The organism is Fluviirhizobium alvei (assembly GCF_030551875.1).
In the GTDB taxonomy this organism is placed as follows: Bacteria; Pseudomonadota; Alphaproteobacteria; order Rhizobiales; family Rhizobiaceae; genus Rhizobium_E; species Rhizobium_E alvei.
The window spans coordinates 134,649-156,543 of the sequence record NZ_JAUOZU010000010.1 but is presented as its reverse complement, the minus strand read 5'-3'; the positions used below and the strand labels follow the sequence as shown (position 1 = coordinate 156,543).

At 60.2% G+C, this 21,895-nt stretch carries 15 protein-coding genes; 6 read left to right on the top strand and 9 right to left on the bottom strand.

What is annotated here, in order from left to right; all coding sequences use genetic code 11:
* Window positions 1-54 precede the first annotated feature (54 nt).
* Genes Q4481_RS15550 through Q4481_RS15540 form a run of 3 tightly spaced genes read left to right on the top strand, consistent with a single transcriptional unit; the run spans window position 55 to window position 1,490 of the window.
* On the top strand, window positions 55-681 hold the full coding sequence (locus Q4481_RS15550) for a TetR/AcrR family transcriptional regulator (RefSeq protein WP_304377303.1): 627 nt from the start codon (window positions 55-57) through the stop codon (window positions 679-681).
* Complete coding sequence (locus tag Q4481_RS15545; RefSeq protein WP_304377302.1) at window positions 681-1,124, top strand: SRPBCC family protein; 444 nt, start codon at window positions 681-683, stop codon at window positions 1,122-1,124. The genes Q4481_RS15550 and Q4481_RS15545 overlap by 1 nt, the downstream gene beginning before the upstream one ends.
* A gap of 9 nt (window positions 1,125-1,133) precedes the next feature.
* On the top strand, window positions 1,134-1,490 hold the full coding sequence (locus tag Q4481_RS15540) for an iron chaperone (protein ID WP_304377301.1): 357 nt from the start codon (window positions 1,134-1,136) through the stop codon (window positions 1,488-1,490).
* A 3-nt stretch (window positions 1,491-1,493) separates the two neighbouring features.
* Here the strand turns inward: Q4481_RS15540 and Q4481_RS15535 are convergent, their stop codons facing one another.
* The 9 genes from Q4481_RS15535 to Q4481_RS15495 form a co-directional block, all read right to left on the bottom strand.
* Window positions 1,494-3,122 carry an alpha-D-glucose phosphate-specific phosphoglucomutase gene (locus tag Q4481_RS15535; RefSeq protein WP_304377300.1) on the bottom strand — a complete coding sequence of 543 codons (1,629 nt, stop codon included), beginning with the start codon at window positions 3,120-3,122 and terminating at the stop codon, window positions 1,494-1,496.
* 3 nt (window positions 3,123-3,125) lie between these two features.
* Complete coding sequence (glgA, locus tag Q4481_RS15530; RefSeq protein ID WP_304377299.1) at window positions 3,126-4,571, bottom strand: glycogen synthase GlgA; 1,446 nt, start codon at window positions 4,569-4,571, stop codon at window positions 3,126-3,128.
* A gap of 1 nt (window position 4,572) precedes the next feature.
* Window positions 4,573-5,835 (bottom strand): glucose-1-phosphate adenylyltransferase, encoded by a 1,263-nt coding sequence (gene glgC / locus Q4481_RS15525; protein WP_304377298.1) that lies wholly within the window; start codon window positions 5,833-5,835, stop codon window positions 4,573-4,575.
* A 19-nt stretch (window positions 5,836-5,854) separates the two neighbouring features.
* Window positions 5,855-8,158 (bottom strand): 1,4-alpha-glucan branching protein GlgB, encoded by a 2,304-nt coding sequence (gene glgB / locus Q4481_RS15520; protein ID WP_304377297.1) that lies wholly within the window; start codon window positions 8,156-8,158, stop codon window positions 5,855-5,857.
* Window positions 8,158-10,623 carry a glycogen/starch/alpha-glucan phosphorylase gene (locus Q4481_RS15515; protein WP_377353159.1) on the bottom strand — a complete coding sequence of 822 codons (2,466 nt, stop codon included), beginning with the start codon at window positions 10,621-10,623 and terminating at the stop codon, window positions 8,158-8,160. Before Q4481_RS15515 ends, glgB begins: the two co-directional genes overlap by 1 nt.
* Before the next feature lie 289 nt (window positions 10,624-10,912).
* Window positions 10,913-12,082 carry a vWA domain-containing protein gene (locus tag Q4481_RS15510; RefSeq protein WP_304377296.1) on the bottom strand — a complete coding sequence of 390 codons (1,170 nt, stop codon included), beginning with the start codon at window positions 12,080-12,082 and terminating at the stop codon, window positions 10,913-10,915.
* Between the two features lie 113 nt (window positions 12,083-12,195).
* The gene (locus tag Q4481_RS15505; protein ID WP_304377295.1) at window positions 12,196-13,077 is read right to left on the bottom strand and encodes a transglutaminase family protein; all 882 of its coding nucleotides are present in this window, start codon (window positions 13,075-13,077) and stop codon (window positions 12,196-12,198) included.
* 3 nt (window positions 13,078-13,080) lie between these two features.
* Window positions 13,081-15,435 (bottom strand): circularly permuted type 2 ATP-grasp protein, encoded by a 2,355-nt coding sequence (locus Q4481_RS15500; RefSeq protein WP_304377372.1) that lies wholly within the window; start codon window positions 15,433-15,435, stop codon window positions 13,081-13,083.
* Between the two features lie 51 nt (window positions 15,436-15,486).
* On the bottom strand, window positions 15,487-18,807 hold the full coding sequence (locus Q4481_RS15495) for a transglutaminase family protein (protein WP_304377294.1): 3,321 nt from the start codon (window positions 18,805-18,807) through the stop codon (window positions 15,487-15,489).
* 261 nt (window positions 18,808-19,068) lie between these two features.
* Here Q4481_RS15495 and Q4481_RS15490 point away from each other — a divergent pair, with 261 nt between their 5' ends.
* Genes Q4481_RS15490 through Q4481_RS15480 form a run of 3 tightly spaced genes read left to right on the top strand, consistent with a single transcriptional unit; the run spans window position 19,069 to window position 21,853 of the window.
* Window positions 19,069-20,118, top strand: coding sequence for an aromatic ring-hydroxylating dioxygenase subunit alpha (locus Q4481_RS15490; protein ID WP_304377293.1), 1,050 nt, complete (start codon window positions 19,069-19,071; stop codon window positions 20,116-20,118).
* A 10-nt stretch (window positions 20,119-20,128) separates the two neighbouring features.
* Window positions 20,129-20,860, top strand: coding sequence for a GntR family transcriptional regulator (locus tag Q4481_RS15485; RefSeq protein ID WP_304377292.1), 732 nt, complete (start codon window positions 20,129-20,131; stop codon window positions 20,858-20,860).
* 24 nt (window positions 20,861-20,884) lie between these two features.
* Window positions 20,885-21,853, top strand: a complete 969-nt coding sequence (locus Q4481_RS15480; protein WP_304377291.1) for a PDR/VanB family oxidoreductase — start codon at window positions 20,885-20,887, stop codon at window positions 21,851-21,853.
* Window positions 21,854-21,895 lie beyond the last annotated feature (42 nt).

Below are 21,895 nucleotides of genomic sequence, written 5' to 3'. Positions count from 1 at the left end.
GACCGACTAGTTGGTATGGTCGAGATCAAATCCGGAATGCAAGGATTGCGATGGATGGACGAACGCCTGCCAGCACGCGACAGGATCATCGATGCGGCGATTGCCGCAGTCCGGATGCGCGGCTATGCCGACACAACGGTTGATGAGATCTGTGCTGCCGCAAAGGTGAGCAAGGGAAGCTTCTTTCATCATTTCAGGAACAAGGAAGACCTTGCTCGCGCGGCCATCGATCATTGGAACCGATTTACCGGCGCAATTTTCGAGCAAGCGCCATACCAGCAGGATCCAGACCCTCTCAACCGACTGCTCGGCTATATCGATTTTCGAATGGCAATTCTCGATCGTCCGGTCGAAGAGTTCACCTGCCTGCTGGGGACGCTGGTACAGGAGATCTACCAGACCCATCCGGCGATCCGGACCGATTGCGACGATGGCATGGCCTCTCACATTGCGTTGCTGATGCGGGACATCGAGGCGGCCAAGGCAATCTATGCGCCGCATGCAGATTGGGACGGCGGGAGTATCGGCTATTTCATCCAGTCGGTGCTGCAGGGGTCGTTCATATTCGCCAAGGCGCAAGGGGATGCGGCCGTTGTCCGCTCCAACCTTATACTGCTTCGGCGCTTTATCGAAAGCCTCATGTCCAATCCGGAACATGAGGAAAAGAGGAGGAGAGACTGATGCCCCAGACCATTCGCCTGCACCGTGTGATCAAGGCTCCCCCCGAGCGGGTCTATCGCGCCTTCACAGATGCCGATGCCATGTGCAAATGGCTGCCGCCGCACGGATTTACAGGCCGGTTCGAGCATCTCGATGCGCGGGTCGGCGGCACGTTTCGCATGTCCTTCACAAATTTCACCAATGGGCAAAGCCATGCTTTTGGCGGCACCTATCTCGAACTCGAAGAGGGCAAACGGCTGCGTTACAATGATCGTTTCGATGATCCCAACCTGCCGGGCGAGATCGAGGTGACGGTGGAGTTGACGCCGGTCTTCTGCGGGACGGATCTTAAAATCGTGCAGGCGGGTGTGCCCGATGTCATTCCGGAGGCGGCCTGTTATCTCGGCTGGCAGGAATCGCTCAATCAGCTCGCAACCCTCGTTGAACCGGAAATCAACCAATAGGCCGCTGCGATGCCGTCCAAGATTACGACCGTCGATCAGTATGTCGAGAGCCTGGCCGAGCCGGCACGGTCCTTGATCGCGGAGATCCGTGCAATCCTGCGCCAGGCCGTCCCTACGGCGAAGGAGCGGATCGGTTACGGCATGCCGGTGGTGCAACTACCCACCGGCTATATCTTCTACTACGGTGCCTGGAAGAAGCATATCGGGCTTTATCCGATCTACCCGGGCACCGATGCTTTCGAAGCAGCAATCGCGCCCTATCGCGACAGGACCCACACAGTGCGATTGCCCTTTGACCGCGAAACGATCCAGACCGTCGTGCCGCTCGTCATTGCCGAGCGGCTGCGGGCTTTGCCACCCTCCTGACGCTCAGGTTATGACGCTCGGTTCGGAGCGACCGGTGCGCACCTTGATGCCGGCAATCTCGTCGGCAACCGCGATCAGATCGGCAAGCGCCGACTGTGTCTCGAGGTCATGGCGCGAGGCGTCCGGTTCATAACGTTCGATATAGACGCGCAAGGTCGCACCCGACGTGCCGGTGCCCGAAAGACGGAACACGACGCGGCTACCTCCTTCGAACAGGATGCGGATCCCCTGGTTCTTCGATACCGACTGGTCGACCGGATCGAGATAGGCGAAATCGTCTGCCGCCTGAACCTTCAGATCCCCGAAGCTCTTGCCCGGCAGGCTTGAGAGCTGGTTGCGGAGATTGTCCATCAGGCCATTGGCGGCGTCGCTATCGACTTCCTCGTAATCGTGCCGCGAATAGTAGTTGCGACCGAAAGCCGCCCAATGCTTGGTGACGATGTCTTTGACGCTTTCCTTGCGCACAGCCAGAATGTTGAGCCAGAGCAGAACCGCCCAGAGCCCGTCCTTCTCGCGCACATGGTTGGAGCCGGTTCCTGCCGATTCTTCGCCGCAGATGGTGGCGAGGCCTTCATCGAGAAGGTTACCGAAGAATTTCCAGCCGGTGGGCGTCTCATAGATGCCGATGCCGAGCTTTTCAGCAACGCGATCGGCCGCACCCGAGGTCGGCATCGAGCGGGCGATGCCTGAAAGACCGGAGGCATAACCAGGTGCCAGATGCGCATTGGCGGCCAGCATCGCCACCGAATCCGACGGGGTGACGAAGATGCCCTTGCCGATGATGAGGTTGCGGTCGCCATCACCATCGGAAGCGGCGCCAAAATCCGGTGCATTCGGCCCCATCATCTCGTCATAGAGATGCTTGGCATGAACGAGGTTGGGGTCGGGATGGTGGTGGCCGAAATCCGGCAGGGGAATGAAGTTGCGCACCGAACCTTCTGGCGCGCCCAGGCGGCGTTCGATGATCTCCTTGGCGTAGGGGCCGGTGACGGCGCTCATCGCGTCAAAGGCGATGCGGAAGCCGCCGGCAATATGCTGGCGGATAGCATCGAAATCGAACAGCGTTTCCATAAGTTCGGCATAGTCGGCAACCGGGTCGACGATTTCCACCTGCATGCCGTCCAGCTCGGTCAGACCGACCTGATCGAGATTGATGTCGTCTGCATCGGAGATCTTGTAGCTGTCGATGACCTTCGTGCGGGCATAGATGGCATCGGTGATCTTCTCCGGCGCCGGGCCTCCGTTGCCGATATTGTACTTGATGCCGAAATCCTCGGTCGGTCCGCCAGGATTGTGGCTGGCCGACAGGATGATACCGCCGAACGCACCATGCTTGCGAATGAGGTGGGAGGCTGCCGGGGTCGAGGTGATGCCGCCCTGACCGACCATCACACGGCCGAAGCCGTTGGCGGCAGCCATCTTGATGGCGATCTGGATCACTTCACGGTTGAAATAGCGCCCATCGCCGCCGATTACGAGCAGCTTGCCTTCAAAGTCTTCGAGACTGTCGAAGATCGACTGAATGAAGTTCTCGGCATAGTTCTTCTGCTGGAAATGCGGCACCTTCTTGCGCAGGCCGGACGTGCCTGGCTTCTGGTCGGAATAGGGCGTGGTGGTGACGGTCTTGATCATGGTTCAGGGAACCCTTGCGAGAAGCTTCTGGTAATGGCTGGAATACTGGGTGGCACTGGCCGCCCATGTAACATCGGATTTCATCGCCGCCTTCTGTATCTGCAGCCAGGTCTTCTGGTCGGCAAAGAGGCGGAATGTGCGGCGCAGCGCCTGCATGAAGCCGTGGGCGTTGACCGGAGAAAACTGGACGCCGGTTGCGGCTTTGGCAGCAAGTGCCGCACCATTGGCATCGATGATCGTATCGTTGAGGCCTCCGGTGCGGGCCACGACCGGAATGCAGCCATAGCGCAATCCATAAAGCTGCGTGAGCCCACATGGCTCGAAACGCGACGGAATGAGGATGGCATCTGCGCCGGCCTGCATCAGGTGCGAGAGCGGCTCATCATAGCCGATCCTGACGCTGATACGGCCAGGATGACGTTCTGCCGCCGATGTCAGGCTGTATTCGAGACCGGGATCGCCATTGCCGAGCACGGCCAGCATGCCGCCATGCGCCGCGATGAAATCGGCCGCGCGGGCGATCATGTCGATGCCCTTCTGCCAGGTCAGTCGAGAGATGACGCAGAAGAGAGGCCCACCATTGTCTTCAAGCCCAAAGGCCTTGACGAGCGCCTTGCGGTTTTCGCCTCGGCGCTTGAGATTTCCGGCATTGAACGGAGCCGCAATCAGCGCATCGTTTTCCGGATCCCAGATCTTGTCATCGATGCCGTTGACGATGCCTGCCAGTTCCGAGACGCGTTCGGCGATCAGGCCCTCGAGGCCCATGCCGAACTGCGGATCGAGCAACTCTTCCGCATAGGTCGGGCTGACGGTGGTCAATTGCCAGGCGGTTCGGCAGCCGCCCTTGAGGAAGCCGACATCGCCGTAATATTCGATCCCGTCGACGGCGAAGGCTTCGGGCGGAAGCTGGAGCCCGCCAAACACTGTCGGTGCGAACTGTCCCTGGAAGGCGATGTTATGGATCGTCAACATCGAGGGCGTGGTGGCACCCGCCGGGGAATATTTGAGATAGACGGGTGTCAGCGCCGCCTGCCAGTCATGCGCATGAACGATATCGGGTCGCCAGGACGGATCGGCGCCATTGGCGATTTCGCTCGCCGCCTTGGCAAGCGCGGCAAAGCGGCGCCAGTTGTCGTCATGATCGCGCCCGTCCGGTCCGGCATAGGGGCCGCCGGGCCTGTCATAGAAGGTCGCACAATCGATGACATAGAGATCGAGCCCGGCATGGCGCGCCTTGAGAATGCTGGCAGGCGCGCCGAGCAGATCGGGCAGGTCGGCGATCTTGTGGGCATCCTTGAGCTGGGCGAGAACCGAAGGATAGCCCGGCAGGATCGTTCGCATGGCGATACCGAGTGGCGCCAGTGCGAGTGGCAATGCACCGGCGACATCCGCAAGGCCCCCGGTCTTGATGAGCGGAAAGACTTCGGAGGCGACGGAGAGAATGTTCATGTCAGGACCCTAGTTTGTCGATCATGGCCTGGGTAACCAGGCAGATGCCACTTTCGGTAAGACGGAAACGCTTGGCATCGAGTTCCGGATCCTCACCAACCACCAGACCTTCCGGAATGATGACGCCACGGTCGATCACCGCATTCTTGACCCGGGCATGCCGGTTGATGATGACTTCCGGCAGCACCACCGCATGGTCGAGTTGCGAATAGGAATTGACCCGGCAACCGGTGGACAGAAGCGTGCGGTTGATGGTGGCACCGGAGACGATGCAGTTGCCGGCGATCAGCGACGAGATCGCATGGCCGCGACGACCGTCGACATCGTGAACGAACTTCGCCGGAGGGGTGATTTCGGAATAGGTCCAGATCGGCCAGTTGCCATCGTAAAGGTCGAGTTCGGGCACGATATCGGTGAGATCTATATTGGCCTGCCAGTAGGCATCCACGGTTCCGACGTCGCGCCAATAGGCCTGCTTTTCGCTTTCGGCACGCACACAGGATTCGGCGAACCGATGTGCCACGGCCTTGCCGTTCTTGACGATATGCGGAATGAGGTCCTTGCCGAAATCATGCGTCGAACTGGGATTGATCGCATCTTCCTGCAGAAGGTTGATCAGGAACTTGGTATGGAAGACATAGATCCCCATCGAGGCCAGCGCGAACTCCTCGTTGCCGGGGATGCCGGGCGGATTTTCCGGCTTCTCGACGAAATCGATGATCACATCCTTTTCGTCGACATGCATGACGCCGAAGCCGGTTGCTTCCATGCGCGGCACTTCCAGGCAGCCGATCGTAACATCGGCACCGGAATTGACGTGCTGTTGCAGCATCAACTCATAGTCCATCTTGTAGATGTGGTCGCCAGCGAGAATGACCATATATTCGGTCTTGAGCGGCTCGATGATGTCGATGTTCTGGAACACGGCATCGGCGGTTCCTTCATACCACTGGCTTTCGGAGACACGCTGCGAGGCCGGCAGGATGTCGAAGCTTTCGTTACGCTCGGGGCGGAAGAAGTCCCAGCCACGCTGCAGATGCCGGATGAGCGAATGGGCCTTGTACTGGGTGGCCACGCCGATGCGGCGGATACCGGAGTTAAGCGCATTCGACAGGGCAAAATCGATGATGCGGGTCTTGCCGCCGAAATAGACGGCAGGCTTTGCTCGCCTGTCCGTCAATTCTTTCAGCCGGCTGCCGCGGCCGCCAGCGAGAACATAGGCCATGGCGTCGCGCGCCAGCGGTTGCAGTCTTCTTTCAGCCATTGTCGTCCTCCCTTTTTTGTCAGTCTGCCAGTTCCAGCCAGATGGTGGCAAGCGGCGGTATGATGCAATGTGTCACGATACGTCCCCCATCTTCGCGATAGGCCTGTACTTCACCGGCATTGCCTTTGCCTGATCCTCCATAGACATCGGCATCGGTGTTGAGAATTTCGCGCCAGCGGCCTGTGGCCGGCAATGGCAGCGTATAATAATCACGCACGACGGGCGTGAAGTTGGAGACGATGGCAACCGGCTTTTCCCCCGGAGCCTTGCGGATCCATGCATAGACCGAGTTTTCCTGGTCGTCGGCAACCATCCACTCGAAGCCGTCGCCTTCGCAGTCGCGCGCATGCAGCGAAGGCTTTGAGCGGTAGAGATGGTTGAGATCCTTCACCAGCCGCTGCATGCCCGAGTGATTGGGATAATCGAGCAGATGCCAGTCGAGCGAGCGGGCTTCGGACCATTCCGCCCACTGGGCGAATTCCTGGCCCATGAACAGGAGCTTCTTGCCCGGATAGCCCCACATGAAGCCATAGAAGGCGCGCAGATTGGCGAACTTCTGCCATTCGTCGCCGGCCATCTTGGCGATCAGCGATCCCTTGCCATGCACCACCTCGTCATGGCTGAGCGGCAGCACGAAATTCTCGGAATAGGCATAGAGCAGGCCGAAGGTCAGCTCGTTGTGATGGTGTTTGCGGTATATCGGATCGCGCGCGAAATAGGCGAGCGTGTCGTGCATGAAGCCCATGTTCCACTTGAAGCCGAAGCCAAGGCCGCCTTCATGCACGGGTGCCGATACTTTCGGCCAGGAGGTCGATTCTTCCGCAATCGTCATGATACCCGGATGCGACCCGTAGAGATGGCGGTTCATGTCTTTGAGGAATTCCACCGCATCGAGATTTTCCCGCCCACCATACTTGTTTGGGATCCATTCGCCTTCCTTGCGGGAGTAGTCGAGATAGAGCATCGAGGCGACGGCGTCGACGCGAATGCCGTCGACATGGAACTTCTCGGCCCAATAGAGCGCCGAATTGATGAGGAAGCTTTTTACTTCCGTCCGGCCGAAATTGTAGATGGCCGTGTTCCAGTCCGGATGGAAACCGAGGCGCGGATCCTCATGTTCGTAAAGTGCGGTGCCGTCAAAGCGACGCAGCCCGTGCTGGTCCATCGGAAAGTGCGCCGGCACCCAGTCTAGCAGCACCGAAAGCCCTGCCTTGTGGGCGCCATTGACGAAACGGGCAAACCCTTCCGGCTCGCCGAAACGGGCAGTCGGTGCGAAGAGGCCCGTGGTCTGATAACCCCAGGATGGGTCATAGGGATGTTCGGTGACCGGCAGGAACTCGATATGGGTAAAGCCCATGTCTACACAGTAGGGGATGAGGCGATCAGCCAGTTCGTCCCAACTCAGGAGGGTATCTCCGTCGCCGCGCTGCCATGAACCGGGATGCACCTCGTAGATCGAGATCGGCTGACGGCGGGCATCTACGGAGGACCACCATTCGCGATGGGCCTTGTCGTCCCATTCCTGCTCGATCTCGGATGTGGTCACGGAAGCCGTTTGTGGGCGAAGTTCCGATCGGCGGGCAAAGGGATCGGCCTTCAGTGGCAGCAATGTGCCATCCTTGGCGAGGATCTCGAACTTGTAGGCTTTGCCGGGATCGATGTTGGGGACGAAGATTTCCCAGACGCCGGTGTCGGATCGCAATCGCATCACATGGCGGCGGCCATCCCACTGGTTGAATTCTCCCACCACCGAAACGCGGGCCGCGTTCGGGGCCCAGACGGCGAAATGAAAACCGTCGGCGCCTTCGTGATGGATGGGGTGGGCACCCATGCGATCGAACAGCCGCAGATGCGAGCCCTGGCGGAGATAGTAATCATCCATCGGGCCGAGGACGGGGCCAAATCCGTAAGGATCCAGCACGTCCCAGCTGCCGCCGTCATTGCTGGCATGGTAGCGAAGCGGTTGCCTGCGGTCGATCGCGACCAGACCCTCGAAAAAGCCGGCGCCGTTGCGACGGGGAATGTCCCCGGCCGGGCTTCCGTCGAGCGTGAAGGCCGTGACCGTCTCTGCGCCCGGAATGAAGGTTCGGGCTACAAATCCGTCGCCGAACGGGTGAACACCGAGGACGGCGAAAGGATTGGCATGGACGCCGGAAATCAAGGCGTCCACTTCTTCGTTGAAAATGCGGAAGTCGGCCGGTGCCTTTGCTTCCTTCGTCTTTGCTGGTTTGGATTTTTTGGACAGATCGGGCAAATCGCTGTCCAGCGCCTTGTCATCCTTGCCGGATCCCTTTGTGCGCTCGGACTTGCCCTTGTCTGCCATTATCCCGCCCTCCAGATTTCTTTTGCATATTGCCGGATCGTTCGATCCGACGAGAACCAGCCCATGCGGGCGGTGTTTCTGATGGCTTTTGCGTGCCAGCTCTTCTCATCGGTCCAGATTGCGTCGACCTCGCGCTGAGCTGCGGCGTAGGCGTCGAAATCGGCGGCGACCATGAACCAGTCATGCTGGTAGAGGCCATCGACAAGGCTTGTGAAGCGGCCCGGATCGTCCGGGGAAAACACGCCGGATGCGATGGCGTGCAGCGCCTGCGCCAGTTCGCGGGAATTCTCGATGATGGCGCGCGGATTGTGACCTTCGGCGCGAACCTTAGTCACCTCGTCCGCCGTCATGCCGAAGATCTTGATATTCTCCTCGCCGACCCAGTCGCGCATTTCGACATTGGCGCCATCGAGCGTGCCGATGGTGATCGCGCCATTGAGACCGAATTTCATGTTGCCGGTACCGGATGCTTCCATGCCGGCCGTCGAGATCTGCTCGGAAAGATCGGCAGCCGGAACCAGAATTTCGGCCAGCGACACGTTGTAGTTCGGCACGAACACCACCTTGAGAAGGCCACGCACTGCAGGATCCGAGTTGACCACGCGTGCTACATCGTTGGCAAGCTTAATGATCAGCTTTGCATTGTGGTAGCTCGGCGCCGCCTTGCCAGCGAAGATCTTGATGCGCGGGACCCAATCCATTTCCGGATGCGAGCGCATCTGGTCATAGAGGGCGACGGCTTCGACGATGTTGAGAAGTTGGCGCTTGTATTCGTGGATGCGCTTGATCTGGATGTCGAACATTGCCGAAGGGTCGAGCTTGAGGCCGAGCCGGCTCTGGATCACCTGCGCCAGACGAACCTTGTTGGCGCGCTTGACGGCGGCGAACTGCTTCTGGAATTCCGAATCATCGGCGTAGGCATCGAGCGCCTGCAGCGCCTCGGTATTATCGAGGAAGTCATCGCCGATCGTATCGCGCAGAAGCCTGGTGAGGCCGGGATTGCACTGCATCAGCCAGCGACGCGGCGTAATCCCGTTGGTCTTGTTGTTGATGCGATCAGGATACAGCTTGTGGAGATCGGCAAAGACGGTCTCCTTCATCAGCTCTGTATGAAGGGCGGAAACGCCATTGATCGAATGCGAGCCGATGAAGGCGAGGTTACCCATGCGCAGGCGGCGATCGCCGCTTTCATCGATCAGCGAGATGGCGCGGATCTGCGCATCGTTGAAACCCTTTTCCTTGCGGGCCGACAGCAGGATCTTGGCATTGATGCCGTAAATGATCTGCATATGGCGCGGCAGAAGGCGCTCGAACAGTGGCACCGGCCAGGTTTCGAGCGCTTCGGGCAGAAGCGTGTGGTTGGTGTAGGAAATCGTCCGGCGCGTCAATTCCCAGGCATCGTTGAAATCGAGGCCATGGACGTCGCACAACAGACGCATCAGTTCGGCGACCGAAACGGCCGGATGGGTGTCGTTGAGCTGGATCGCAACCTTGTCCGGCAGGTTTTCCAGCGTGTTGTACTGCTGCATGTGGCGGCGGAGAATGTCCTGCAGCGAAGCCGAGGAGAAGAAAAACTCCTGGCGCAGGCGCAGTTCCTGGCCGGCAGGTGTCGCATCGGCCGGATAGAGAACACGGGCCAGGCTTTCCGCCTTGTTGCTCTCACGCAGCGCCCCGATATGGTCGCCGGCATTGAAGGCATCGAGCAGGATCGGGTCGATCGGCTGCGCGGTCCAGAGGCGCAGCGTGTTGACGCGGTTGCCGCGCCAGCCGACAATCGGCGTATCATAGGCGACGGCGATCACGCGTTCGGCCGGCTTCCAGACATAGCGTGCATCGCCATCCGGTGCGAGCGCCGATTCGACCGTGCCGCCGAAGCCGACTTCGTAAGCGCTTTCGCGACGTTCGAATTCCCAGGGATTGCCATGTGCCAGCCAGGTTTCGGGCAGTTCCACCTGCCATCCATCGGCGATCTGCTGGCGGAAGAGGCCGTGGACATAGCGAATTCCGTATCCGTAGGCCGGAATATCCGTCGTCGCCATCGATTCCATGAAGCAGGCTGCCAGGCGACCGAGGCCGCCATTGCCAAGCGCCGCATCGGGCTCCAGGGCTGCGACGATGTCAAGATCGACACCAAGCGATGCCAGCGCATCGCGAACTTCTTCCATGAGCCCGAGGTTGGAAACGGCGTCCCGCATTAGGCGGCCGATCAGGAATTCCAGCGACAGATAATAGACGCGCTTGCCGCCCGATTCATAGGTCTTGCGGGTCGAAGCCATCCAGCGGTCGATGATGCGATCGCGAATCACCAGAATGGTTGCCGTCAGCCAGTCGTGCGGTTTGGCCGCCTTGGCATCCTTGCCGATACGATAGGTCAGGCGCTCGACGATATCAGCAGCAAGAACTGCCGGATCGGAGCGGCGCGGTTCCGGAAAAGGGATATCATTCTGCGTGTTGGAATTGATCATCTGTCGCCATCCATTCTGCGTTGTTAGGGCCCATGGGAGGTGAGCCCTGCGCCCCCCGGTGAAGATTTGCATCGTTCAATGGCGCTTGCAACGGTTTATTCTGCACTGCGGGAAAAAGCCGATGGCGATCGAAGGCCGGTTTTTCAGCTCCCGGCTCGCCTGTTCTGCGGATCGTTCGGCTTGCTCCCCCCTCAGCAACAATATCTAATTTAAATCGATTTAATGTCAAACGAAAAAAAGCCCGCCGATCGATCATCGGCGGGCCAGGATGTGCCAGGCAGGCGGGGTATTACTGTGTGAGGCGGGTGGCGGTCTGGGTGGCGCGCTCGCCGATATATTCGAAGGCGGCATTGAGATCGTCGGCATTCTCGGCGGCGAAATAATGTGCCGAAGTGGTGGCGCAGTAGCTCAGCAGAGCCTGACCGCGCGACGGCGCCATGAAGGCGACCGAATAGACCTCGATGCCGGCAGTCCGTGCCTTGTCGCACCATTGTTTGGTGGCCGTATCCGCTGACGTATAGTTGTTGTCGCCATCGGTCATGAACACGATGTATTTCGAGGGAACCTGGCCATTGGTGGCGGCATGCGCGCTGTCTTCGCTGGAGGCTGCGAGCGCATTGTAGGCGGTCTTGAAGGCTTCGGTCGAATCCGTGCCGCCGGTGGCCGTCAGCGCGGAAATGTAGCTCTTGGTGTGGGTCTCGCCCCAGGTCAGAGCGATTGGCGACTGCATGGCGGAATTGTAGGAAACGGCCGCCGTGCGGACGAGCACGTTGGACGGATCGGCGCTCGCCAGTTGGGTCATCAGATTGGTCGCGGCCATACGCAGCGCGGTGATCTTGTCGTAATAGGTGTAGCAGGTATAGGTGCGGCGGCCATAACGGCAGGTGTAGCTGCCGGATACGGTGTTGGTATATTCGGCCATAGAGCCGGACCGGTCGAGCACGAGATACATCGACAGGGCATTCTTGCTCTCCGTCGTCGACTGGGTGACGCTCTTGACCGTCAGGCGCGAGCCGCTTTTCCCGAGAAAGGAAGCGAGCGTCGAGTATTTGACATCGTAACAGGTGGTAACCGAGACGTCGTACTTCTTCGATGTGCCGATCGTCGTTGCCTCGTTAACCGTCACATTGGTGCAATCGCCGAAATTGAAAGGCGTTTCCTTCTCTTCCTCGCTGTCGGTATGGTTGGCCATCTGGCCCTTGATGAAATCCACGGCCATCACTTTCGCGTTGGTGACCGTGGTCTGCTTGTTGGCAAGCGCCGCAGCGGCGGCCAGTGCCGCGGCATCGGCGGCGTTTTGCAGGGCCGCCTTGGTTGCGATCATCTTGGACGTGTCGAGGGCGATGCCGGCGGCGGCCAGACCGACCGGGAGCAGGAGCGCGCCCATGATGGAAAAGTTGCCGGCTTTGTTTCGAACAAGGCGGATCAGGCTGGCGGGGAAGCGGGCATCAATCGACATGGCCATGTCTCAACATGTTGGTATTGAACATGAAACAGAGGTTAACAGCCAATTATTGGTTTGAGGTTTCTGACCGGTCGAAAGTTTGAATAAAGTCTTAACGACTCTGTTCCTCAGGCCTTAACCGGCGCGACGTCGACCGATTGCAGCGTCGTATGTCCACCATAACTCTTGAGGATGCCGATCACCGGGGCGACATCGGCATAGTCGCGTCCAAAGCCGGCGCGGATATGGTCGCTGCCCGCCATCATGTTGTTAGTCGGGTCCCACTCCATCCAGCCGGTCGAGCGACCGCACCATACACGCACCCAGGCATGCATGGCATCGGCGCCTTCCAGACGCTCCTTGCCGGGTGGCGGCAGGGTTCTCAAATAGCCGCTGACATATCCAGCCGGTATGCCGAGGGCTCTCAGGGCCAGGATCATGATATGGGCGAAGTCCTGGCAGACACCCTTGCGAATTCGGAATGCCACTGGAGCCGGCGTATCCACCTTGGTGGCGCCAGGCACATAGGTGAATTCCGAGTGAATTCGGGAGCAGATTAGCGTTGCCACTTCCCGCAAGCTCATTTCCGGCGTCACAAGCGAACGCGCCCAGGCCGCAATTTCGGGAGAGGTCGGCAGCCGTGGGCTTTCGGGCAGGAAGTGGTGCGGCGATTCCGGCTCAAGTGTCCAGCAGCCGGAAATCTCCTCCGCGACCTTGTTAAGTGCCGGAGAGAAATCGGCCTGCAGAACCGGGCTCTCGACCTGCACGCGTGCCTGCATGCGGATCTCCATCGTCTCATGCGGAGCGCGATAGTTGATCTCGACGGCTGGATTGCCGAAGAAATCGATGAAATCGCTGCGTTCCTCAGGGGTCGGATGGAAGGAGATGGAGCCTGCGATCATGCGCTGGATCCCGGGCAGGGTCAGTGGCTGCACGCGCACGACATGGCGGGCGCCGGAAACCGGCACCTCGTAGCCATAGCCGATCTTCATCGTCACGTCATAAAGCATGGTTCAGCCTATATAGGTGCGCGACAGAAGATCGGAAAGCCGCTCCATCTCAGCCTCGAGCTGGGTGTATATGTCGCCGGTCATGCCTTCCGGCGTCATCAGCGCCAGATTGGAGTGAAGCCGCATCGCCTCGCGATAGAAGGAGGACATCTGGCCATTGACGATGGCATTCGGCAACTGTTCGACCTGGGTGCGGATCTCGTTGAGCTGGAACAGGATCGAGCGCGGATTGAGCGGATCGAGCGCCAGGAGGTCCGTGACCGTCAGTCGGGCTGTCGCGACATTGTAGCGGCGGCGGTGGGTCATGACACTGTCGCCAATCTCGATCAACATGTCGAGGGCGCCGTCGGGTGCATCCGGGCCGGAAAGATGTCCCAGCAGCCTGGACATGTGCAGACCACGCTCGAGATAACGGCCGATCGACAGGAAGCGCCAGCCGGTGAAGCGGTACATGTTTTCATGCACGAGACCCGCAAAGCCTGCGAGTTTCCGCAACAATACCGTCATTGCCGATGTCGCATCGTCTCCCGGCTGGATCTTGGCGCGGAAATCGCGCGCGGTCTTGGCGAGATCATTGAGCGCCAGCCAGCCATCGGGAGAGAACCGGTCGCGAATGTTCGAGGCCGAGTAGAGGGCGCTCGAGATGTTCATCACCAGGCTCTCCGGCACCGTTTCCTCGGTGTCGATATCGAGGGCGGCGAGATAGGCCGAGACATTGGCAAGCAGCGGCTGGTCGCGATCGGCATATTCGGCGAAACGGCCGTGCCAGGCGCGCAGTATGCGCAGTGCGCCTTCGGCCCGTTCGATGTAACGACCGAGCCAGAACAGGTTGTCGGCGGCACGGCTTGGCAGACTTCCCGGCATGTTGCGGGTGAAGCTTTCTTCCGGTGGCAACAATGTCGACCATTTGACGGGTGTATCGGAAACTATCCAGACGTCGGCGACAGAGCCGCCCTTCTGCATGGCGATTGCCGAGACATCCTCGCCAGCCCCGATGCGGGCGTAGCCGCCGGGCATGATCTGCCAGCCATCACGCGTGCGGGCGGCAAAGACGCGCAAGCTCATCGGCCGCGGCACAAGCTTTCCATCGACGAAGGCCGGCGTCGTCGAGAGCTTGACGATCTCCTGGCCGACCAGACGATCGCCTTCGCTTTCAAGGCGCTTGAGAAACGCCGCCTTCTTCTCCTTGAGTGCCGATGCCGGCAGAGATTCACCACCATCATCGAAGAAGGGCAATCGTGAGAAAGCCGGACCGATGACCATCTTGTCGAGATTGCGGGCAACGTGCTCGCGTTCGGCCTTCTGGCCACACCACCAGGTGGCGACAGATGGAATCTTGAGATCCTCGTCGAGCAGACGGCGACAGATGGCCGGCATGAAGGACAGAAGTGCCCGCGTTTCGAGAAGACCCGATCCGAGCGCATTGACGATCGTGACGGAACCCGACCGCAGCGCCTGGACCATGCCGGGCGTACCAATCTGCGAACTCTGGTTCAATTCCAGCGGGTCGGCGTAGTTTGCATCAAGACGGCGCCAGAGCACGCTGACCGGCTTGAGACCTGCAACCGTGCGGACCATAACCTGGCCGTTGACGACGGCGAGATCCTCGCCTTCCAGCAGCATGAAGCCGAGATAGCGGGCAATGTACGAATGTTCGAAATAGGTCTCGTTGGCCGGACCCGGGGTCAGAACCGCGATCCGATCATCCGTATGGCGCTTGTGCCCCTGCAGGGCATCACGGAAACTTCCAAAGAAGGAAGCGAGCCGATGCACATGCGTTTCCGCATAGATGTCGGAGAAGGCACGCGTGGTGGCCACGCGATTTTCGAGTGCGAAGCCCGCGCCTGACGGTGCCTGGGTCCGGTCTGCCAGAACCCACCATTTGCCATCCGGCCCACGCCCGATCTCGAAGGCGACGAAATGCAGGAAATGACCGCCGGCAGGCTTCAGCCCGGCCACTGGTCGGAGATATTCCGGATTGCCGGCCACCAGCGCCGGCGGCAGGAAGCCCTCCTGCACCAGCCGGTTTTCAGAATAGATATCGGCGGCGATCTTCTCCAGAAGTTCGGCACGCTGTTTGAGCCCGTCAGCAAGGGCGAGCCATTCCTTGTCGGCGATCAGAACCGGCACATGGCTGAGTGGCCAGGACCGTTCCGTGTTCGGCTGGCCGCCATAGGCGCGATAAAAAACGCCGGCATCGCGCAGATAGCGGTCGGCCTTTGCGACACGGCCGGCCAGATCTTCCTCGCTCATGCGGGACAGCGAATGGAGGAAATGCGTCCAGACTTCGCGCACGCTTCCGTCCGGCGCCAACATCTCGTCGGCGGCTCCGGCCAGCGGCTGGTAGCCAAACTGCATCTCCGGCGGGCTCTCCTCGATCGGCTGCCCGCCTGCTTCACTTCCCGCCATTTACACTCCCGGTGGACGTCTGAGGTCGAGGGTCAATGGAAATTCCGGATGCGGCGTCTCGGGCCAAAGCTGGTAGCGTCCGCCCGTATGCCCCCAGGGTTCGAAACGGGCCAGTCGACGTGCCTGCGCTTCATATCCATTGATCGGGAAGGTTTCATAGTTGCGTCCGCCCGGATGGGCAACATGGTAAATGCAGCCGCCAACAGCCTTTCCCGTCCATTTGTCGTAGATATCGAAGGTCAGCGGCGTATTGACCGGCAGAACCGGATGCAAGCCGGATGGCGGCTGCCAGGCCTTGTAGCGGACGCCGGCGACGGCGACCCCACGGGTCTGGGTGTTCTTGAGCGGAACAGCGCGACCATTGCAAGCAACGGTAAAGCGGTCCGGATTGGTGGTTTCAAGCCTGACCTGCAGGCGTTCGATCGAGGAATCGACGAAACGGGCGGTGCCGCCGATCGTCCCCTGTTCACCCGTGACATGCCAGGGCTCGAGAGCCTGACGCAGTTCGAGCCGTGTGCCTTCGAATTCCACCTCGCCATAGAAGGGGAACCGGAATTCCAGCTGTGCCTCAAACCATTCCGGACGGAAATGAAAGCCATGGCTTGCCAGATCGGCGAGCACGTCCATGAAGTCGGCCCAGACATAGTGCGGCAGCATGAAGCGATCATGCAGCGTGGTGCCCCATCGGGTGAAGCTGCCGTCGAGCGGAGACTTCCACATGCGGGCGATCAATGCGCGGACCAGCAACTGCTGCGCCAGGCTCATGCGGGCATCCGGTGGCATCTCGAAACCGCGGAACTCGATCAGGCCGAGACGGCCGGTCGGTCCGTCCGGCGAAAAGAGCTTGTCGATGCAGATTTCCGACCGATGGGTATTGCCCGAGACGTCGACCAGCAAATTGCGGAACAGGCGATCGACCAGCCAGGGCAGGGGCGGCGCGCCGCGACCCGGTGCCGGGACCTGCGCAAGCGCGATCTCGAGTTCATAAAGACCGTCGTGGCGCGCCTCATCGATGCGCGGCGCCTGACTGGTCGGACCAATGAACAGGCCCGAGAAGAGATAGGAGAGCGACGGATGCCGCTGCCAGTGCAGAACCAGACTCTTGAGCAGGTCCGGTCGACGCAGGAACGGACTGTCGTTCGGCGTTGCGCCACCGACCACGACGTGATTGCCACCACCCGTGCCGGTATGCCGGCCATCGATCATGAATTTTTCGGCCCCGAGGCGCGACAGGCGTGCCTCCTCATAGACGGCAGCGGTGATCTCCTTGCAATCCTGCCAGCTGTGGGCCGGATGGATGTTGACCTCGATCACGCTGGGATCGGGTGCGACGCGGATGACATTCAGCCGCTCGTCATGCGGCGGCGTATAGCCTTCGATATGGACAGGCAGCCCGAGGGCGGCTGCGGCACGCTCGGCCGAAGCGAGCAGATCGAGATATTCTTCGAGTGCTGCCGTCGGCGGCATGAAGATGCAGAGGCGGCCGTCGCGCACTTCCACAGAAATCGCCGTGCGGACATGGCCGCCGATTTCCTCGTAGCTCTGCGTCTGTTGACGTTCGCGGGCGATGTCGCTCTGGAAGGAATGTTCCGGCATGACGCGACCCTTTTCGGTCGAGAAGTCCGGCAATGGCGGCTTCTCGATCGTGGGATCCGTCGGGTTGATATAGGGATACCAGGAGGGAGAAATATAGGGCAGCGTATTGAGCGGCAGGCGGAAGCCAACCGGTGAATCGCCGGGGATGAGGTAGAGGCGGCCTCGCCGCGTGCGCCATTTTTCGCTGACCCAGGAGCGGCCGGAAACGCGGGCCTGCCAGGCCTGGACCGGTAGAACGTAGCCGGCTGGCGTCGTCAGGCCATTGGCAAACACCTTGGCGATGCGGTTGCGCTCTTCCGGATCCTTGAGCTTGGAGTTGGCGGGGTCGACATTGTCCGGCAGGTTGCCTTCGCGGATGATCCATTCGGCCGGATCTTCATAGGCCGGAATGACATTGTCGGTTTCGAGATCCAGTTCGACGGCAATTGCCTGCAGGAGCTTCGCCGCATCCTCGTGTGTCACGTCATGGTCGGCGGTTTCCTTGGCGATCAGCGCCTCGTCCTTCCAGACCGGCATGCCATCGCGCCGCCAATAGAGCGAGAAGGTCCAGCGCGGCAGGCTCTCGCCGGGATACCATTTGCCTTGCCCGTAATGGAGGAAGCCGCCGGGCGCGAAACGATCGCGCAGGCGTCGGATGAGGTCGTCGGCGAGGCCGCGCTTCATCGGGCCAACGGCAGCCGTGTTCCATTCTTCGGACTGGTAGTCGTCGATGGACACGAAGGTCGGCTCGCCGCCCATGGTCAGACGGACATCTTCGGCCTCCAGATAGGCATCCACTTGCTCGCCGAGCGCATCGAGATGCTCCCAGCTGTCCTGCGGGAAGGGCTTGGTGATGCGCGGATGTTCGGAAACCCGGAACACCTTCATGTCGAAGTCGAAGGTTGTTTCCGCTTCGCCGAAATAGCCGCCGGAGATCGGAGCGGCATTCTTGTAATGCGGGGTGGCCGCGAGCGGGATATGGCTCTCGCCGGTCAGGAGGCCGGATGTCGGATCGAGCCCGATCCAGCCGGCGCCGGGAATATAGACCTCGCACCAGGCATGCAGATCAGTGAAATCCACCTCCGTGCCCGAGGGTCCATCGAGCGCCTTGATGTCGGGGGCAAGCTGAATGAGGTAGCCGGAGACGAAGCGGGCAGCATAGCCGAGATGGCGCAGGATCTGCACGAGCAGCCAGCCGGAATCGCGGCAGGAACCCTTGCGGGTCGAAAGCGTTTCCTCCGGCGTCTGAACGCCGGGTTCAAGGCGAATGACGTAGCCGATCTCGTTTTGCAGCCGTGCATTGAGCTCAACCACCATGTCGACGGTCTTTTTCTTTTCGCGGTCGATCGTCTTGAGGAAGGCTGCAAGCAGCGGGCCGGGTGTCTCGGGTTTGCGGTAGATCGACAGGTCTTCAGCAAGTTCTTCCGGATAGTCGAACGGCCAGAACTCGGCCGATTCCTCGACGAAGAAATCGAACGGATTGTAGACCGTCATGTCCGCTACGAGATCGACCTCGATCTTGAACTCGCTGACCGGTTCGGGAAAGACGTATCGGGCGAGATAGTTGCCGTATGGATCCTGCTGCAGATTGACGAAATGCGGCGACGGCGAAATGCGAAGCGAATGGCTGAGGACTTTCGTCCGGGAATGCGAGGCCGGCTTCAGTCGAATGATCTGCGGACCGAGAATAACGGGCTTGTCGTACTTGTAATGTGTCAGGTGATAGATGCTGGCCTTGATGGACATGTGATGCGGCTGTTCCCTGCATTTTAGTTGCGGTGAGTTTGTGCAATGCAAACCGGGAAAGCAAGCGGTTTTGACCTTTGGCAGGACAAAAGCGACCCAGCGACGATAAGCAGTCCCCGCATTCTCCGTGGGTTGCCGAGTGTGTATACATTGAAGTGCAAAACCATCGCATCGAATGGCGGAAATACCCCTTCTTTAAGGAAATTCTTGACAGAATGTATACAGCATGTACTTTGAGGCAGCCAAAGGGAGGAGGCCAGGATGGACAAGCCGACATTTCCGCTGAATGCGTGGTATGCTGCAGCCTATGACGTCGAACTGAAGCGGGCGCTGCTTCCGCGGACGATCTGCAACAAGAAGATTGTTCTCTATCGCAAGGAAAACGGAACGCCGGTGGCGCTTGCAGATGCCTGCTGGCACCGGTTGGTGCCGCTGTCGCTCGGCAAGCTCGAAGGCGACAATGTCATTTGCGGCTATCATGGCCTCGAATTCGACGATACCGGCCGCTGCGTCTATATGCCCTCGCAGCATACGATCAATCCGTCGGCCTGCGTGAAGTCCTATCCGGTGGTGCAGAAATACCGGTTCATCTGGGTCTGGCCGGGAGATCCGGCGCTGGCCGATCCGGCGCTCATTCCCGACATGCATTGGAACGACGATCCCGAATGGGCAGCCGATGGCAAGCTGATCGAAGTGAAGTGCGATTACCGCCTCGTCGTCGACAATCTTATGGATCTCACCCACGAGACCTTCGTGCATGGCTCTTCGATCGGCAACCGTGCCGTCGCCGAAGCGCCGTTTGAAGCGACCCACACCGATCGTTATGCGCTGATTACCCGCTGGATGGAAGATATCGATCCGCCGCCATTCTGGAAGAAGCAGTATGGCAAGCCGGGCAAGGTCGATCGCTGGCAGATCATCCGGTTCGAAGCGCCCTGCACGGTTACCATCGATGTCGGTGTTGCCGAGGCCGGGACCGGCGCGCCGCAGGGCGATCGTTCGAAAGGCGTCAACGGCTACGTGCTCAACACGATTACGCCGTCGACCGACAAGACCTGTCTTTACTTCTGGGCATTTGCTCGGAATTACGATCTGCATAACCAGGCCCGGACGCACGAGTTGCGCGAAGGCGTGTCAGGCGTGTTCCGCGAAGACGAGATCGTGCTGGAAGCGCAGCAGCAGGCCATCGACGCCAATCCGGATCACCAGTTCTACAATCTCAACATCGATGCCGGCTCGATGTGGGCGCGAAAGCTGATCGACCGGATGATCGATGCGGAGAACCGTCCGCGGATGCAGGCGGCGGAATAGGGGCGGCCTGATGGAGAGCGGCTCCCCCCGGCAGTCGACGAAAGCGCTTCTCGGCCTGCGTGACCTTGTCCTTAGCGGCGAGGTCGAGCCCGGCGAGCGCCTGTCCGAAGTGGTTCTCGCGACCCGTCTCGACGTGTCGCGAACGCCGCTCAGGGCTGCGCTGCAGCGCCTGGAACAGGAAGGATTGATCGAGGCGATCCCGTCTGGCGGTTTTGCCGTGCGCCGCTTCAGCCGTGCCGATGTGATCGATTCCATCGAACTCCGCGGCGTGCTGGAGGGAACCGCAGCGCGTCTTGCGGCAGAGCGCGGCGTTTCGGCTCCGCGTCTCAAGGCCATGGCTGCAATCGTCGGCAAGCTCGATGCGATCCTGGGGGGCGGTCCGCAAGCGCTCGATTTCGAGCGTTATGAGGAAGTGAATGCCGAGTTTCACAATCTGCTCGCCGAGCTTTCCGGCAGCGATGTGATCCGTCGCGAGATCGGAAGGGTCACGAGCCTGCCCTTTGCGAGCCCGAGCGCCTTCATCAACCAGCAGGTCGATATTCCGGCCTTTCGTCAGTCGCTGGTCGTCGGGCAGGCGCAGCACAAGGCTATTCTATCCGCCATCGAACAGAGGGAAGGCGCTCGCGCCGAAGCACTTGCGCGCGAACATGCGCGCCTGGCGCGGCAGAACCTTGATTTCGTGCTGGAGGAAAAGCCGGACCTCCGGGGGCAGGTTCCGGCTCTGGCGCTTCTGGCAATCTGAAACAGTCAATCGGGGAGGAAACCGATGCGATCGATGCTGATCTGGCAGAAGGCCAGAGTGATCCACATTGAACCGGTGGCGGAGGATGTTCGTGCCGTGACCTTTGCCATCGAAGGCGAGGTTCCGGCCTACGATCCCGGTTCGCACAGCCAGATCCGGGTCAAGATCGGCGCGCTCGATGCCATCCGCACCTATACCGTCGTGCCATCGGAACCCGGCACGCTCCGGATCGCGGTCAAACGCAATCCGAACAGCCGGGGCGGCTCGGCCTATATCTGGTCGCTTGCGATCGGCGACGAAACGGAAATGACCATTCCCGAAAACCGGTTCGAACTGTCCTGGCGGGCCTCGCACTATCTCCTGATCGCCGGTGGCATCGGAGTGACGCCGATCTATGGCATGGCGCGGGTTCTTGCCGAGCGTGGTCAAAGCCTCAGGATGATCTATGGTGCCGCGCAACGGTCGCAGATGGCCTTTGCGGATGAGCTTGCCGCATTGCTCGGTGACCGGATTGAGTTCTTCGTCCAGTCAGAAGGTCGCGCATTCGATCTGGCGGCCGAGATCGCTGCCCTTCCAACAGATGGCGAAGCCTATGTCTGCGGGCCGCTCGGTCTGCTCGAAGCCGTCAAGGCGGCCTGGGCGGAAGCAGGGCGCGTGCCGAGCCGTCTGCGCTATGAAGTGTTCGGCGACAGCGGAAAGTTTTCCGAACTGCCCTTCGAAGTTGAGATCCGCACCACCGGCCAAGTGGTGGGCGTGCGTTCCGATCAAAGCCTGCTTGAAGCTTTGCTGCAGTCCGGCGTCGACATGGTGTTCGACTGTCAGCGTGGAGAATGCGGCCTGTGCGCGGTCGATATCGTCGAGACCCAAGCGCCGGTCGATCATCGCGATGTCTTCTTCTCCGGCAGCGAAAAGCAGGAGAATGCGCGCATGTGCGCATGTGTGTCGCGGCTGGTTGGTGGGCGGGCCGTCATCGATACGGGCTATCGTCCATAGGCCTGTCGGCCCAATCGCAAGCGCCTTCCAATTAGCGCTTGC